At 47.4% G+C, this 16230-nt stretch carries 14 protein-coding genes and 1 pseudogene; 8 read left to right on the top strand and 7 right to left on the bottom strand.

All coding sequences use genetic code 11. The features are described from left to right. Positions 1-656 precede the first annotated feature (656 nt). The 4 genes from SBG_RS20605 to hypT all read left to right on the top strand — a co-directional run bounded on the left by SBG_RS20605 (position 657) and on the right by hypT (position 3999). The gene (locus SBG_RS20605; RefSeq protein ID WP_000068745.1) at positions 657-1328 is read left to right on the top strand and encodes a nucleoside recognition domain-containing protein; all 672 of its coding nucleotides are present in this window, start codon (positions 657-659) and stop codon (positions 1326-1328) included. Then, a complete protein-coding gene (locus tag SBG_RS20600) occupies positions 1325-1786 on the top strand; it encodes a YjiG family protein (protein WP_000211979.1) in 462 nt (153 codons plus the stop codon). The genes SBG_RS20605 and SBG_RS20600 overlap by 4 nt, the downstream gene beginning before the upstream one ends. Positions 1787-1798: 12 nt before the next feature. After that, positions 1799-2971 carry a beta-aspartyl-peptidase gene (gene iadA / locus SBG_RS20595; protein ID WP_001113045.1) on the top strand — a complete coding sequence of 391 codons (1173 nt, stop codon included), beginning with the start codon at positions 1799-1801 and terminating at the stop codon, positions 2969-2971. Positions 2972-3090: 119 nt separating this feature from the next. Continuing rightward, positions 3091-3999, top strand: coding sequence for a hypochlorite stress DNA-binding transcriptional regulator HypT (hypT, locus tag SBG_RS20590; protein WP_000383506.1), 909 nt, complete (start codon positions 3091-3093; stop codon positions 3997-3999). A gap of 4 nt (positions 4000-4003) precedes the next feature. Here the strand turns inward: hypT and cuyB are convergent, their stop codons facing one another. Together cuyB and SBG_RS20580 are read right to left on the bottom strand one after the other, a co-directional pair. After that, a complete protein-coding gene (cuyB, locus tag SBG_RS20585; RefSeq protein WP_000683242.1) occupies positions 4004-4738 on the bottom strand; it encodes a cysteate racemase in 735 nt (244 codons plus the stop codon). A 193-nt stretch (positions 4739-4931) separates the two neighbouring features. Further along, entirely contained in the window at positions 4932-5462 is a 531-nt protein-coding gene (locus tag SBG_RS20580; RefSeq protein WP_015703122.1) for an Hcp family type VI secretion system effector, read from the bottom strand. A gap of 716 nt (positions 5463-6178) precedes the next feature. Here SBG_RS20580 and trpS point away from each other — a divergent pair. After that, a complete protein-coding gene (gene trpS / locus SBG_RS20570) occupies positions 6179-7186 on the top strand; it encodes a tryptophan--tRNA ligase (protein ID WP_001094603.1) in 1008 nt (335 codons plus the stop codon). Between the two features lie 6 nt (positions 7187-7192). Here the strand turns inward: trpS and uxuR are convergent, their stop codons facing one another. Next, the gene (gene uxuR, locus SBG_RS20565) at positions 7193-7966 is read right to left on the bottom strand and encodes a Uxu operon transcriptional regulator (RefSeq protein ID WP_000841649.1); all 774 of its coding nucleotides are present in this window, start codon (positions 7964-7966) and stop codon (positions 7193-7195) included. Between the two features lie 346 nt (positions 7967-8312). Between uxuR and SBG_RS20560 the strand changes: the two genes are divergently transcribed. Then, positions 8313-8969, top strand: a complete 657-nt coding sequence (locus SBG_RS20560; protein ID WP_000594818.1) for a dienelactone hydrolase family protein — start codon at positions 8313-8315, stop codon at positions 8967-8969. A gap of 25 nt (positions 8970-8994) precedes the next feature. Here SBG_RS20560 and SBG_RS20555 read toward each other — a convergent pair whose 3' ends face one another. From SBG_RS20555 to SBG_RS20540, 4 genes are all read right to left on the bottom strand, one after another. Further along, the gene (locus SBG_RS20555) at positions 8995-9456 is read right to left on the bottom strand and encodes a DUF302 domain-containing protein (RefSeq protein WP_015703121.1); all 462 of its coding nucleotides are present in this window, start codon (positions 9454-9456) and stop codon (positions 8995-8997) included. 197 nt (positions 9457-9653) lie between these two features. Beyond that, complete coding sequence (locus SBG_RS20550; RefSeq protein ID WP_000556764.1) at positions 9654-10565, bottom strand: STM4504/CBY_0614 family protein; 912 nt, start codon at positions 10563-10565, stop codon at positions 9654-9656. A gap of 296 nt (positions 10566-10861) precedes the next feature. Next, positions 10862-11857 carry a PDDEXK family nuclease gene (locus SBG_RS20545; RefSeq protein WP_001240362.1) on the bottom strand — a complete coding sequence of 332 codons (996 nt, stop codon included), beginning with the start codon at positions 11855-11857 and terminating at the stop codon, positions 10862-10864. Between the two features lie 298 nt (positions 11858-12155). Next, positions 12156-12764 (bottom strand): DUF1062 domain-containing protein, encoded by a 609-nt coding sequence (locus SBG_RS20540; RefSeq protein WP_000864851.1) that lies wholly within the window; start codon positions 12762-12764, stop codon positions 12156-12158. 541 nt (positions 12765-13305) lie between these two features. On the opposite strand from SBG_RS20540, the gene SBG_RS20535 reads away from it, so the two are divergent. Further along, positions 13306-13563, top strand: coding sequence for a YjhX family toxin (locus tag SBG_RS20535; protein WP_001054378.1), 258 nt, complete (start codon positions 13306-13308; stop codon positions 13561-13563). A gap of 4 nt (positions 13564-13567) precedes the next feature. Further along, positions 13568-15197, top strand: a pseudogene (locus SBG_RS23320) (methyltransferase domain-containing protein). Positions 15198-16230: the final 1033 nt, after the last annotated feature.

Genomic DNA, 16230 nt, shown 5'->3' with positions numbered 1-16230 from the left:
TCTTTAATGCTATTCGCGGCGTGATGCCGCCCTGTTTTAATAAAAAATACGCAAAGCGTTATTTCATATTAAGACACCATTAATACCCATTATTACTTTATGGTTTTTGGCGTTATCAATCTGAATATTATTTTATATATTTCCTCCGACTCAATTTCATTTACTATTAATTATATCAATAAATTACGGAGCGAAACTAATTCAATGCGTGGTTTTTTGATCACCTGAACGTACGATTTTACGGTGCGACGTGATAAGTTCGTGGCCACGGACCGAGCGTAAAATACAACGTCAGATGTGAAAACCATCGTTAAAAGGTAAAATTGCGATTAAAAAAACCTCTTTTTTTAGCGAGGTTAATGTAGTGAGTAATATTGATTAAAATCAAATTAGTCGCCTTTTTTCCTGAGGCTGGCGCAAATCTGCATCAATGTCTGTCTCCTTTCGCTTTTCACTTCGTCTGTACCATCAGCGACTCCCTCACGGCTACGGCAAATGCGCAGATGACGATATTTTGCGCTGCTATGCACGAAACGCATAGCACGATACATACTTGCATTTTGTCATTACCCATATGACTGATAAGGTCTTTCTGTTTCGGGCTTTTTGGCCTGTGGCTACAACCAACACACCATCAAAACAATTCGGGGATCGCTATGGCGCAACAAGTGGACGCGGCGGCCATGCCGCTTGATACGGAAAAAGTCGGAATAAAGGGGTATCTGGCGTTTTTCCTCACTATTATTTTCTTTTCCGGCATGTTTTCCGGAAGTGACGGCTGGTGGCGCGTTTTTGACTTCACCGTACTCAACGGCTCATTCGGTCATGTTACCGGTACGCAAACTTTTCGCGGCGCTGGCGGCGCCGGCGCCAAAGACGGCTTTCTATTTGCGTTAGAACTGGCACCGTCGGTTATTCTTTCATTGGGAATCATCGCGATCACAGATGGGCTGGGCGGTCTACGGGCGGCACAGCAATTGATGACGCCGATCCTGAAACCGTTGCTTGGCATACCCGGTATCTGCTCGCTGGCGCTGATCGCCAATCTGCAAAATACTGACGCGGCAGCGGGTATGACGAAAGAGCTGGCGCAGGAAGGTGAAATTACCGAGCGTGATAAAGTGATTTTTGCCGCCTGGCAGACCAGCGGCAGCGCTATCATCACCAACTATTTCTCCTCTGGCGTCGCGGTATTCGCCTTTCTGGGGACGTCAGTCATCATTCCGTTGGTTGTCATTCTGATATTTAAATTTATCGGCGCAAACCTTTTGCGCATCTGGATTAACCTCGAAGAACGCCGCCACCCTGCGCAAGGAGCCCAATCATGACGACTCAGGTACGTAAAAATGTCATGGATATGTTTATCGATGGCGCGCGTCGCGGTTTTACTATCGCCACAACCAACCTGTTACCCAACGTGGTCATGGCGTTTGTCATTATTCAGGCGCTGAAAATTACCGGTCTGCTCGACTGGGTAGGCCATATCTGCCAGCCCGTGATGGCGCTATGGGGGCTTCCAGGAGAAGCCGCCACTGTACTTCTGGCGTCGCTGATGAGTATGGGCGGCGCAGTTGGCGTAGCCGCCAGTCTGGCTACCGCCGGCGCGCTGAGCGGCCATGATGTTACCGTGCTGCTGCCAGCCATTTACCTGATGGGGAACCCGGTACAGAATGTCGGTCGCTGCCTCGGTACTGCCGAAGTCAACGCCAAATATTACCCCCATATTATCGCCGTCTGCGCCATCAATGCGCTGCTGTCGATCTGGGTCATGCAGCTTATTGTTTAATAAGGAGTTATCATGCCTGATTTATCCGCCGCGGCGTTTACCTTGTTACAGGGTGCGCACCTGTTTGCGCCAGAAGACCGGGGCATCTGCGATGTTCTGCTCGCGAATGGCAAAATTATTGCCGTCGACGCTGACATTCCCGGCGATATCGTACCGGACTGTACGGTGATCAATCTTAGCGGTTATATATTGTGCCCGGGTTTTATCGACCAACACGTTCATCTGATCGGCGGAGGCGGCGAAGCGGGACCGACGACACGAACGCCGGAAGTTGTCCTGAGTCGTCTGACGGAGGCCGGCATCACAACGGTTATCGGCCTGCTGGGTACCGACTCCGTCAGCCGCCATCCCGCCTCGCTGCTTGCCAAAACGCGAGCATTAAATGAGGAAGGGATCACCGCCTGGATGCTAACAGGGGCTTATCATGTCCCGTCGCCGACAATTACCGGTTCGGTAGAAAAAGATGTGGCGCTTATCGATCGCGTCATCGGTGTGAAATGCGCGGTCTCTGACCATCGTTCTGCCGCGCCTGACGGTTATCAGCTTGCCAGCATGGCCGCCGAATCACGCGTTGGCGGCCTGCTGGGCGGTAAACCCGGCGTCAGCGTTTTTCATATGGGCAGCAGCAAGAAAGGGTTACAGCCGCTGTATGACATCCTGGAAAACAGTGACGTGCCGATCGGTAAACTATTACCTACCCATGTTAACCGTAGCGAGTCTCTTTTCGAACAGGCACTGGCGTTCGCACTTAAAGGCGGCGTGATCGACATTACCAGTAGTATTCCGGACCCCGTCGCGCCAGCGGAAGGTATTGCCAGAGCGGTGAAAGCCGGCGTTCCCCTATCCCGTGTTACGCTCAGTTCCGATGGCAACGGCAGTCAGCCGTTGTTTGACGCTGCGGGTAATCTGACGGGCATCGGCGTTGCTGGCTTCGAAAGTTTACTTGAAACGTTACAGACGCTGGTTAACCACTACGGCTTCAGCCTGACCGACGCGCTGCGCCCGCTGACGACCAGCGTAGCCGCATTCCTTAGTCTGGATGGAAAGGGCGAAATTCGCCCCGGAAATGATGCAGACCTGCTCGTTTTGACTGCAGATTTACGCATTGAGCAGGTGTATGCGCGCGGCAAATGCATGGTCAGTGAGGGTAAGGCCTGCGTGAAAGGTACCTTTGAGCCCACCTGATCCCCCGTTAATTTCAGGCTGTCTCGTCACAGCATTGTGAAAGAGAACGGGAGAAGCGGTTGTCAGCCGCCCGAATGGACGTAGAATGCCCCTTCGGACGGCTGACAGGATAACGATAAATGGATGTCACTGGAGCAGGTTTGCACAATATTGAGACAAAATGGCTGTATGATTTTCTGACGCTGGAAAAGTGCCGTAATTTTTCTCAGGCCGCCATTATCCGCAACGTATCGCAACCCGCCTTTAGCCGCCGCATTCGCGCTCTGGAACATGCCGTGGGTGTGGAACTGTTTAACCGGCAGGTCTCGCCGCTACAGCTTTCCGAACAGGGTAAAATCTTTCATTCCCAGGTTCGCCACCTATTACAGCAGCTGGAAAGTAATCTGACTGAACTGCGCGGCGGCAGCGATTATACGCTGCGTAAAATTAAGATTGCCGCCGCCCACTCGCTCTCCCTCGGTCTGCTACCGACCATCGTTAAGCAGATGCCGACGCAGTTTACCTACGCCGTTGAGGCGATAGATGTCGACCAGGCGGTAGATATGTTACGTGAGGGGCAAAGCGATTTTATCTTTTCTTATCACGATGAAAACCTGCAACAAGCGCCGTTTGATAATATCCGACTGTTTGAGTCGCGACTGTTTCCCGTCTGCGCCAATAATGACCGGGGCGCGCCGCGCTATACGCTTGAGCAACCGCATTTTCCGCTGCTCAATTACAGCCCAAATTCCTATATGGGGCGGCTGATAAATCGCACTCTGACTCGCCATCCCGAGCTGAGTTTCAGTACCTTTTTCGTCTCTTCGATGAGTGAATTGTTAAAACAGGTTGCGATGGACGGCTGCGGGATCGCCTGGTTGCCTGAATATGCTATCCGTCAGGAGATTATCGACGGACGCCTGATGGTGCTTGATGCCGACAAACTGGTTATTCCCATTCAGGCTTATGCCTATCGCATGAATACCCGCATGAGTCAGGTAGCCGAAACGTTTTGGCGCAACCTGCGTGGACTTCAGGCCGCGCTATAGATTTTCAGGCAGAAAGACGCTGTTCCCTGGGTAAAGAGGAGCGTGTGTCCGGCCAGGATTCATACCAGCGAATCGCCGCCCGCACCAGCGACGCCGTAGAATCAATTATCGGGCACGCTATCGCGCTTTCATGTCCGGCCACGATAAGCGGAATTTCAGTGCAACCCATAATGATCGCCTGAGCGCCGCGGACGATAAGGCTATCGATTTGCGGCAGCAATAGCGCTTGCGCTGCGCTCTTATCGCCGCGTTTAAGCGCATAAATGGCCTGCATTACCCTCTCTTGCCCCGCGCCTTCAGGCTGAATTAATGTCAGTCCATGCGCCAGCGTTTTCTTTTGGTATAACCCGGTCGCCAGCGTCGCATCGGTCGCCAGTAACCCAACGCGCCGCGCCGATCGCGGAATCGCTTCCAGAGTGGCGTCCAGGATACTGATCATTCGCACTTTCGCAACGTTCTGTAAATCATCAAACCAGTAATGCGCGGTGTTACACGGGATGACGATACATTCAGCGCCAGCGTCTTCGAGCATATGCAGGTAACGCTCCAGGTACCGGTATGGCGAAGGTCCGCCGGATAATAAACATGCTGTACGATCGGGAATATCCGGAATTGAGCTGACAATGAGCGGGATGTGCTGTTGATCGCAACTGGCATGTCGCAGTGCAACAAATTTCTCCAGCATATCTGCCGTGGCCGCGGGGCCCATCCCCCCCAGTATCCCAATGGTGTGTTTCATCGCTTTGTCCGCCTATTTACGTCAAGGTCAGAAACACACTATCAACTTGATGTGCCTATAAAAAATGCCGTTTTATTAGCGGCTATGCGTAAAAATCATAACGTTTGCAAGGAACACACCCGGGGGATTTTAAGCAATCGATTGGTTACACGGGACGCTTACACTAAACGCGGTTCTCCACAGTGTGCTTGCCTCATCGCCACAACTTCTGTCGTCGAAGGGGCGACCGTGTTTTGCTTTTTGACACCAGTGCAGGAATATCCCAGCGAATATGGCTATAAACCAAATCCACGGTTTCCGTGGCGCATTCTCCGGCATCGGCATGATTACTCATGCGCGAAATTCGCACATTGGTGAGCGTATAAATAATAAATGGCAGCATTACCCCCTTATCACGACGGCATAACGTCAGTATGCCTTCTTTCACGGTCTTCCCGTTACGGTAGTACTCATAGAGCTCAGGCGTAGCGACATCGACAGGCTTGGTCAGCGTCACCGCGCCAGTATATGTCTCTGTCGTCTCACCGGGCTCTCGTTTCGCCGGGATGTGGTTGTAGGCAATAAGCTTTATTTGTTTTTCGAAGCCCTGGGTCTGGCTTTCGCCTTCAATACCGTCCAGTTTTAAATAGATGGCGTCCATCCTCTCTCCGTGATTATCAGGCGGCAAAGCAGGCTGACAAGGACAGAACGCCAACAATGAGAGAACGTTCCATTTTTCAGTCATCTCGTTGGTATCCCTATATAACAGGCTAAACGCATAACGAGCTGATGTGACTGAATTCTTGCTAAATGCCTTCTGCCATAATCAATCCATTTCACAATAGCGCTACTGACGTAAAATCTATTACGTCTGGCATTCGAACATCACTTTCTGAATAACCATAGCCGCTATAAGAAGCATATTAAAAAAGAAATATCAACATCATTTTTATTTTTACCTGAGAAATTACTTAATTATACAGGTTCTGAATATAGACAATTCTTATTCCTTTTTGCATCGCTACCTTTTTTAGACTTTTGTAATATCCATAACAACCATTGCAATAGAATATATTTATCATGTGAATATGTTTAATGCTTTTATCTCACTCAGGGTTATCACAATAATAAATGATTTACATCAAAAATGCGCGCTTCCGCTCCACGACCTTTCTGCTGGCCATTGATAAAATCACGTTTCAGATTAATTAATCTCTTCTACGGTGACAGGGTGCAATGTCGTCCACGGACAAGGCGTCAGCCGCTTTACCCCTGCGTCCTGCCATGATACGTTAGCTCTATGAACACAACACGATCCTACGCTACGCAACGTTATCACCGCTGGTGGCTGCCTTCCTGAAGGCGGCACGGATCAGTATTTCTCTTTAAGTGGCCGCCGAAAGGCGGCTACTGTGTTTCGGGACGTCTTTCGGCTTTACAGTAAGCATAAAGGAGTCTTTGATGAACACCCTTCCCATCATTCTGACAGGCGATCGCCCAACCGGCGCGCTGCACCTGGGCCATTATGTGGGGTCGCTACGCCAGCGCGTCGCGCTACAGCATGACCATCAGCAGTATGTCCTGATTGCCGACCTGCAGGGACTGACCGATAACGGCAGTAATCCGCAAAAAATTCGCGATAATATTCCGGAAGTATTAGCGGATTATCTGGCCGTCGGCATCGATCCCACACTAACGACAATCTGTCTGCAATCCGCGTTACCCGCCCTCGCTGAATTAACGGTGCTCTATATGAATATTGTTACTGTTGCCAGAGTCGAGCGTAACCCTACGGTAAAGAATGAGATTGCCCAGAAAGGCTTTGCGCGTTCTCTGCCGGTTGGATTTATGGTATATCCCATTAGCCAGGCGGCGGATATCACTGCCTTTAAAGCCGAACGAGTGCCGGTTGGCGACGATCAATTACCGATGATCGAGCAAACCAATGAGATCGTTCATAAGATGAATAGTCTTTTATCCTTGCCTGTACTGCGGCACTGTCAGGCGCTACTGAGCGATACTGGCCGCCTGCCTGGTATTGACGGTAGCGCCAAGATGTCGAAATCACTCGGCAATACGCTGCTTCTTTCCGCCAGCGAAGAGACTATTCACCGAGCGGTTAGCGCGATGTACACCGATCCAGGTCATTTAAAAATTAGCGATCCGGGAAAAATAGAAGGTAACGTCGTCTTTACGTGGCTGGATGCGTTCCATCCGGATAAAGCCAAAATTGCGGCAATGAAAGCACACTATCAGCAGGGCGGATTAGGCGATCGTATCTGTAAAAATGAGCTGGAAACCTGTTTACAAGAGTTGATTGCGCCAATACGCGAACGGCGGGCGGCATTTATTCAGGATAAGGGAATGTTAATGGAATTACTGAAAAAAGGCAGCGAACGGGCGCATGAGGTCACTCAAAAGACGTTACAGGAAGTGAAGCGCGGGCTGGGACTGCCCACGCTATTCTAAGCGCTGTCAGACGTCTACTTTGTCCAGCGGCCAGGATTCAAACAGGTAGCCATCAAAGTAGATGTCATCCACATTGGAAAACTCCAGCAGACGCTGTTTCACATTTTCCAGGTGCTGCCACATCGCCAGTTTCGCCGCGCGGGCGTCCTTCTTAATTAACGCCGCAAGGATCTGCTTATGATCTACCAGCCACTCTTTACGGTAATGCGTATCACCCAGATGGCTGTGAAGCTGGAGCCACATCGGATTATTTTCTCGCCATTGCCAGGACTGGCGGAAGAGCTCTACCAGCATACTGTTATGGGTCGCTTCCGCGATAGCCAGATGGAATTGCATATCGCCGCTTTCTGAGCCACCCGGCGCGCTGGAGGCTAACTCTCGTTCTTCCAGTTGTAACGCCTGACGCATTTTAATGATGTCTTCGCGGGTAGCCTGCAGAGCGGCAAATTCAGCAATATTGCTTTCAAGCAGTTGACGCGCCTGCAACAGTTCAAACGGTCCGGCGTCATTACAGTGATTTACGTCAGCCCCCTCGATCTCGCCATCATCCACGCCTTCAAGCACATAGATCCCGGCACCGCGCCGGACTTCAACCAGCCCTTTAATCTCCAGCATGATCAACGCTTCACGCACGACGGTACGTGTCACGTTGAGCCTCTCAGCGATCTCTCGCTCCGGTGGCAAGCGCTCACCGGGGCGATACGGCGTCTGAATAATCAGATCGCGTATCATGGCGCCCACTTCCTGATAGGGTCTTTGCTGAGAAGTGTTTGATTTCATATTGATCATGCCTGTCCGATGCGATTTCCCGGTGTCAAACTATAGCATTTGTAAAGAGGGATAGCACGCTTATCACACCAAAAACGCGAAACTGGTCAACCAGCAGAACAAGGAGACGGCCTGTCAGATAGCCACTCCAGGTGTAGGTAAAAAACCCACCACGTGACGACAGACACTATGCCTTCAACGTTGTCCCTGAATATGCATGCCATTATTGGTTTACCAATAGTAAATTTATCAACCAAAGAATCACTCTACAGAATGCTTCTCAACATTGACAAGCCCAACGCCCCGGGCATAACGTGAATAGCGAAAATCCGGCTCGTGCCCTGTATCAAGGCGCGCTATGATAAAAAACACGATGATGTCTGCCCCTGATATATCCCGCTCCTGTAACGTCTCCTGCCTGTCGGGCCGCAATTGCCGGGCAGCAATTATTCTGCATGAAATTTATGGTATTAACGCGCATATCCGACGTGCAGGCAATGAATGGCTGGCACGTGGATTCGATATCTATACTCCGCCACTTTTTCCGCACCATGCTCCTTTTCGCTATGAACAGCAGGAAGAAGCTTACCGCCACTTTTCAGAAAATAGAGGGTTTGATCCCGCCGCCGTTATCACTTTGCTTAACAAGCTCAGGGCGCAGTACGAAACGCTGATCGTCGTGGGATATAGCGTCGGCGCGACGCTCGCATGGTTAAGTGCAGCCAGTGGGTTATGCGATGGCGTCATTTGCTATTACGGTTCCCGTATACGCCAGTATGCCCATCTTGCGCCTCTCTGTCCGGCGCTGGTTATTATCGCGCGTTATGAACCGGCGTTTGATCCCCTTGTCCTACACCAGATACTGGAAAAACATCCCGGGGTAGAATGTAAAATGTACGAGGCATGGCATGGGTTCTGTGATGCTGACAGCGCAACGTTTGATGCCGTCTTATCTCATCAGGCAAGGGACGAGGTGGCAGCCTTTATTAGCGACATCGCCAGTGCCAGGGCGTAACCTGACTGAAGCCTGCTTTTCTGCGTTAGTGGATACTTTTTTCCACAAGCAGCTCCAGCTTTTTCAAAGCCTGTATAGCCGCAGCATCAAGACCATAACGTTGCAGCGTTTCGGCCGGGTGATAACTGACCAGAGTACGGCCATCCGCTTGCTGACTAATGAGGACCCGAAACGGTAAGTCCAGCGCCAGTTCGGGATGCGCCAACATTAAAGGTGTACCGCCAGCAGGATTGCCAAATATCAGAACCGTTGTCGGCGGCATCTTCAGCTTAACATTTTGTGCCGCCCTGGCATGATCAAACTCACCAAAGAATACCAGACCGTTGTCAGCGACAGCTTGCATCAAGCGCGACCGGGTCTGCGGATAGTCATAAGCGCTGTATGTTTTAACCATTGTTATTGCTCCGTCCTCCGTTGCAAATCCAGGCATTATTACGGTTAACATCAACATTATCGCCAGTAAAAAAGGCTTTAAAATCGTGCTCATTCTGTTCTCTCCCTGTCCTGTTAGTTAACGCGATACCGATAATATTCAGGCTAGCCACAAGGTATAACACTCTACCTTTTATTATGATATTGAGCAGCTCACCATCTAAAAATCAGACGGTGGGATAAGATAACCGGACGAATGAACAAAATTAAAGAGATGTGATATATATCACCTTAGCAGCTGCAGGATGGTGATTATGGTCTATCATCATTTTCCTCCGCCCGTTGGGTAAGAAAGAAAATAGTGCGCTCAGTAAGATAATATATACTACAAGCCAGCTCTTCAGAGATACGGAGCATCATGACATGGTGATGATGCGGTTTTTCTTTTGCCGTCGGTGAGAATACCTCCGACTCAAGCACGTTACTTAAAAAACTAAATTTATGTTCATCCTCAGCAGAAATCACACCGCTGGTCACCAGATTGGCTATTAATGCACTTAAATTATCTGTCTCCTGATAGATGATATTCTTTTTCTCATGAATTTTGATAAGAACGCTTTTAAAAACAGAATAACATTCACTGACAACGCAGGTAAAATCATTAAATATCAGGCGATTATATGCCTCCATAAGGTCGTATTCAACAAAACCATACTCCCCCGGAGAATACAAATAATAACGTATGTTTTTAAGCCGTTTTATTCTGCGTAACCTTACAATCCGGCCATTTTCGAATCGATACTTTAAGTTATTTTCCTGAAATATATTATTTAATTCACTAATTGCTTTATCCGGCTCCAGTCCAGGCGTAACGTCATAGTTCCGCAGGTAAGTATCTATATATTTAAAAGCAAGCTCAATAATATCAATATGTTTTCTTTTATCATCTGTTTTTAACAACAGATTACTTATCTCATCCAGATATGACGTAGAGTGAGCATATAAACTAAATAAACCATATTCTTTGCGCAGGGTTTTACATATTCTTCGGTAAACTTCGTCAGAATGACTATTATGGTAACAATATAGAGCCATATCATAAAAAGAGGAACAGCTTCCTAATGTATTGATAATTAATTCTATTATTTGCTCGCGTATTTCTGGGAGAATATCTTCATATAACAGGTCGCTATGCCTTAGTGAATATGGTCTAAAGGTATGCATTGCTCCCCCTGTAATCGTAACAGAACTCAAGGCCACTATCACTTTAACGCTTAGGCGATGGATAGTTTACATTAATTAAAATTCAACATTTCAGATAGTAATATTAGCTCAACCTCTGATGACTTTTTCTGGTTTTCTTAACGACGTTGAATGAGTATTTACATTCAATGTAAATAATAACCACAGCAAAGAGTATGGCGTGATGATGGCACCAATGATGCTAAAGGCGCAGCTTTCACATCTGATGAGACGTTAGATCCCATTCATTAATGGGACCTTTCAGGTTATTCTATCCGTTACCCCATTTTTTCAACCACAAAATTATCCCGACGGACAAAATCAATAAGCAGCTCTATATTCCCTAATCCCCATTGATTAGAGATAGCAATGCGTTCACCTGACGGCAACTCGATCAACGCATCCTCCTGCATATGATATCTGTTTTTGCTTTTTTCAGGGATCTGATCAACCAGCGCTACCGCTCTTTTTTGTAGATCCTCACTTAACTTACTTCTGAGCTCATCTAAATTGTCAGGACTATGCTTATTAATCCAGTCCGTAAAAACTTCAAGCGCAAGTTTTCTCTTGTTGAAAGATTTACCTTTATATTTATATAAAGAATAATCTTTCTCAGATTTTTGACTACTGATGATTTGTTCCGTTCGTTTTTCTCTGAACCTTACCTGATATTCCTCCAGCTCTGGTACAGGTATTATTTGTTCAGCATTAATCAGAACCTCTCCTTTAAAATTATAAGGTGTTAAGCGGACACAACGAATATCGACGCCTTTATCTCTTAGCCATATTGCGGTTGTCGTTAACTCTTTACCAAAATCTGCTGATGCGAGGACAATCCGAATATCCTTACCAAAATCCGCAAGTTCGTTTTCTTCCAGTTCTACAAAATCAAGTAGCCTCTCTTTTGCATTGGCATCATTACCTTGCATTCCAAGATACGCCTGATAGCATTCACATGCTTTTGCAAAACTCATCGTAGAAATCATTGCCGCATATCGTAATGCCTGTAGTTCCATATGTGCGCCGATTTCGTCACGCTTCAGTTCAATGACAACAAGGTTAGCCTGTTTATCAATCGCCAGTAAATCAATCCTCCGCCGGCTATCCTCCCAGTCCGAGAACTCTTCGGATATGACAAGACAACCTGGCGCAACAATATCAACATTCTTCTTGATAGCCTCCTGAAGATCATAGCGTTCTTGCAGTCTTTCAATGGTGAAAGATGTTTTTTCAAGTGTAATCAGTTTTTTCTCAGAGATATTGTATAGCGCCACGTTATATTCCTTTTATTTACTCTACGGATAATGGTCACTTATCACGCTTTGTCATTCTGCCTACATCGGTGGGATAAAGGCTACTGTCAGCACACGGATAAACAAACTCTTATACCCGATCTGAACCGAAGCATTATCCACAGCCTTAAATGATCGACTTGTCTATGGTAAGACCAACTTTACTTTATGCCCAGGACATAAGTTATTCATTTAAAGCTCACCTATCCATTAGCCTTTCTGGTCTTCCGTGGCGCCGCTACGATACCAGCGTACATAACGTCAAGGTGAGCTTGTTATTTTATCGACGGATCAGAGCGATCCTGCGCCGGGCATACAACGTTTCTGTGGCGAGCTGAAACTCATACGTGGCGCTCTTCAGCTTTCGCGATTTCAGCATTTTCATCGTGACGCCACTTATTTGCCCTGACTCAACCAGTCTCTTGATTTCGGCTGCGCTTAGCATAAGTTGCTTCTTCAAAATCGGCAGCAGGCTGATCTGAAAAGAATGGGAAATTACGATGCTAACACTGACCCGCTCACGAGTGGCCATGCTAACCAACCACCGCTCCTGAATGCGGAAATCAGGCCGCCCTGATAACTCAGCGTTGTTTCGCTTCAAAATCGCGTTGTCAAAGGCAAAGTATTGAATCGTGGCAGTATCATTCGTCATCAGCCGATGATAAAGATTCCGGTCAATTTTACTGACATGTCGGCGCGTAATCAGAGAGATATTCCAGGTATAATCGCAATGTGTACATTTATAGATATTCCAGACATCGAGCATCTTCTTTTGTGAATTAACCCGAAACGCTCCTGAAGGCGTGAAGTCTCGTTTGACGTTGCATGAAGGACAGCGTTTCGCAATACGCTGATACCCCACAGGAGTGACAGTCCATATGACTTTCATAACATACCTTTTTTAACCCATACAAAACCGGATCCGTGCTTAGCGGACCATGAATGTTTATGTATGAAAAATATTTAAGTTATATTTTTCAGTGGGTTAAAAAAAGATTTCCAACACTACTATCCTGTCAACTTCCGAAGAGATACCTGAGAGTATCAAAGCGGCCATCATGAGGTATATGAGGTCAATCAATATTCATTATGATATCGGCAGGATCTATTTACCTGTCCCCTCATCGACGTACATAAGCTCTGTATATTTGCCCGATAAAATGCCATAACCATAGATAACAAGCAGTGACAGACCCTGTCGGGATCACATTTTTCACTCCTGGTTATTCCCTTATAAAAAACAGGTGTTATCATTCACTTCGTAAATACCTTTCAACTCAACCCGAGGTTTTGATGCTGGAGAATGTCATCATCCGATAATCAGTATCCCGACTTTTCAGGCCGGACTGGTTATCAATGCGCTGAAATCGAATGTGAACACGCGATGTGTTTGCACATTTTGCACATGATGATTAAACAGGTTCTTCAGTATGAATTTATCGCGTCAGGAACAACGTACCTTACACGTTCTCGCTAAAGGCGGACGTATTGCGCACGTCCGCGATGCTTCAGGTCGCGTCACTGCCGTTGAATGCTATAGCCGCGAAGGGCTGTTGCTTGCCGATTGCACGCTCGCTGTCTTCAAGAAACTCAAAAAGAAAAGACTGATCAAATCCGTCAACGGTCAGCCCTATCGGATTAACACCACCGGGCTGAACAACGTCCGCGCCCAGTTCGACAACCGCTAAGGAGATAATGATGGATATCAGTGCCATTATTTTTGCAACTGATCGCATTTCACTCTTGCCCAATGAAGACAAAATTCCCTGGGATGAATCGGCCTTCAGCCAACGTATGCTGGCAAATCATTTGTCACAGGAGCATGACTGGGCCAGCCGCAGGCTCACCGTGATTGAACAACAGGTAATGTGGATTGCCCGTCAGATACCTGCTGGCGCCCGCATACTGGATCTTGGTTGCGGTCCCGGTTTTTATATCCAACGGTTAGCGGAGCGCGGGTTTCGCTGCACAGGGGTAGATTTCTCACCGGCATCCATTGACTGGGCTCGCCAGCAGGCGCAGAACGCAGGTCTGGATATTAACTATATTCAGCAAGATATTCGCGCTTATCACCCCGGGGAGTCTTTCGATTTCATCATGATGACATTTGGAGAACTGAACGTCTTCAGTGCGGCTGATGCACACGGTCTTATCAGTCATTGCGCACAGTGGCTGGAACCGGGCGGCAAGTTGCTTGTTGAAGTTCATACGTTCGATGAGGTCAAACGTCAGGGTCTCGCGCAGGCAAGCTGGCAGCGTTGTCCGCACGGACTGTTCCTTGCCGAGCCTCATCTGCTGTTAACGGAAAATAGCTGGGATGAAGAGACCCAAACCAGTTCAACGCAGTTCTGGGCAATAGAGGAAAACGGCTGCACTACCCGTTTTGGCAGTCAAATGAAGGCATGGCGTGATGATGCGTATATCAGCCTGCTCGGTGACGCGGGCTTTACCGTGTTACAGCGTCCGGACAGTAAAGCATGGCCAGTCAGCGAGACTTTTGCGGGAAAACTGTTTGCACTGCTGGCTGAAAAAGTCACCGCCTCTAACGAAGCAAGCCAGTAAAAAGGAATAACCAATGGATATCCCACGTATTTTTTCCATTAGTGAAAGCGAACACCGTATTCATAACCCATTTACACCAGAAAAGTACGCTACGCTGGGCCAGGTGTTACGCATGAAGCCAGGGACGCGGATTCTCGATCTCGGCAGCGGTTCAGGCGAAATGCTCTGCACCTGGGCTCGCGATTACGGTATTACTGGTACTGGCATCGATATGAGCCCGCTCTTCACTACGCAGGCAAAACGACGCGCGGAAGAACTCGGCGTTAGCGAACGCGTGCATTTTATTCATGACGATGCGACCGATTACACCGATGAAGCAAAATGCGATGTGGCGGCCTGCGTAGGCGCTACATGGATTGCAGGGGGCGTCGTCGGAACGGTGGCGTTATTGGCGAAAAGCCTCAGGCCTGGCGGGATCATTCTCATCGGTGAACCGTACTGGCGCCAGGTTATGGTAACTGAAGAAATCGCCCAGGCCTGCGGCGTTTCATCCGCTACCGATTTTCTCACCCTGCCCGACCTTGTCGCCTCTTTCGACCAACTTGGTTATGACGTGGTAGAAATGGTACTGGCGGACAAGGAGGGCTGGGACAGGTATGAATCAGCAAAGTGGATGACTATGCGTCGCTGGCTGGATAACAACCCTGACGACGACGCCGCGCAAGAGGTGCGTGCAGAACTGACGGCAGCGCCCAAACGGCACGTTACATGGACGCGGGAATACCTTGGCTGGGGCGTATTTGCTTTAATCGCGCGATAGCATGAATCAGGCGCTATAGCTAAAAAGGCGATAGCGCCCTTCAGACATATTCATTAAATTTATGTTGTTTACTGAGGTCATTCTAATCCGTAAACAAATCGATCCTGTAACTGTTTAAGCATAAGTAAATTATAGGTCTCCAGTAACATGGCGTTGCGCTACATGTGGGGAATATATTTTTCATTAACGCTAAGGAGCCTTAACGCCCTGTACCATAGCCGATACTGGATGTAAAAACTATTGATTTGAAGTATTTATCGAAGGCCGGACTCGCCTTTTCGTTTAATTCATTGAAAATTAATGGGTTGTGAGGCTTTGTTTTGGGGAATTGCCCCCAGAATGGGATAAAAAATTGAATACTGCGTGGAAGATCACAAAGTAGTGTGTTTATTTTCTAAAAGAGCATCTCTCCATTGCCTGTAGATATCGACAATTTTATCATCAAAAATCGAAGAGCTAACCTGTCAATGGAAAGCCATCATCTTGTACTTTTAACCAAAAGTGGATGCTTCATGTCCCAAAAGACTCACACCAGTGCTGCAAGCTATATCTATGGGCTGGCACAACGACATAATGTTACAACGATTAGTGATAGTGTAAGATACATGATAGAAGTCATTACCACTCTTTCTGAGAACATTAAATAGTTACTCAATGTCGAATTAATTATTAGTTGACCTTAAAAAAATCATCCTGACTAAATCAAAGGTCTTGCAGCTTCAGAGTGTTACTTGCGAGAGAGTGTGCATCTTAATAAAAGATGTCTATGTAACTCTTCACCATCAAATATATAAAACAACACCTATTGTGATGTTTACTATGCCAGATGTTAAATTTTCATATCATATGGGCTAGACCATTCGACTGTTCATATATTTACCAGATAATTTATCTTTTAACGAAACCACTATCATCTATAGTTTCTCCATTACTGCTCATAAAAACAACAAAATTTATCTCTTCATTATTTGATATTTATCAAATAATTTTCCGTTCTGGTTCTACAAATTTAAGATCTTCCGCTTGTGAACTT

Source organism: Salmonella bongori NCTC 12419, assembly GCF_000252995.1.
In the GTDB taxonomy this organism is placed as follows: domain Bacteria; phylum Pseudomonadota; class Gammaproteobacteria; order Enterobacterales; family Enterobacteriaceae; genus Salmonella; species Salmonella bongori.
The sequence above is the reverse complement of the archived record's forward strand: the minus strand, read 5'-3'. Positions and strand labels throughout refer to the sequence as shown.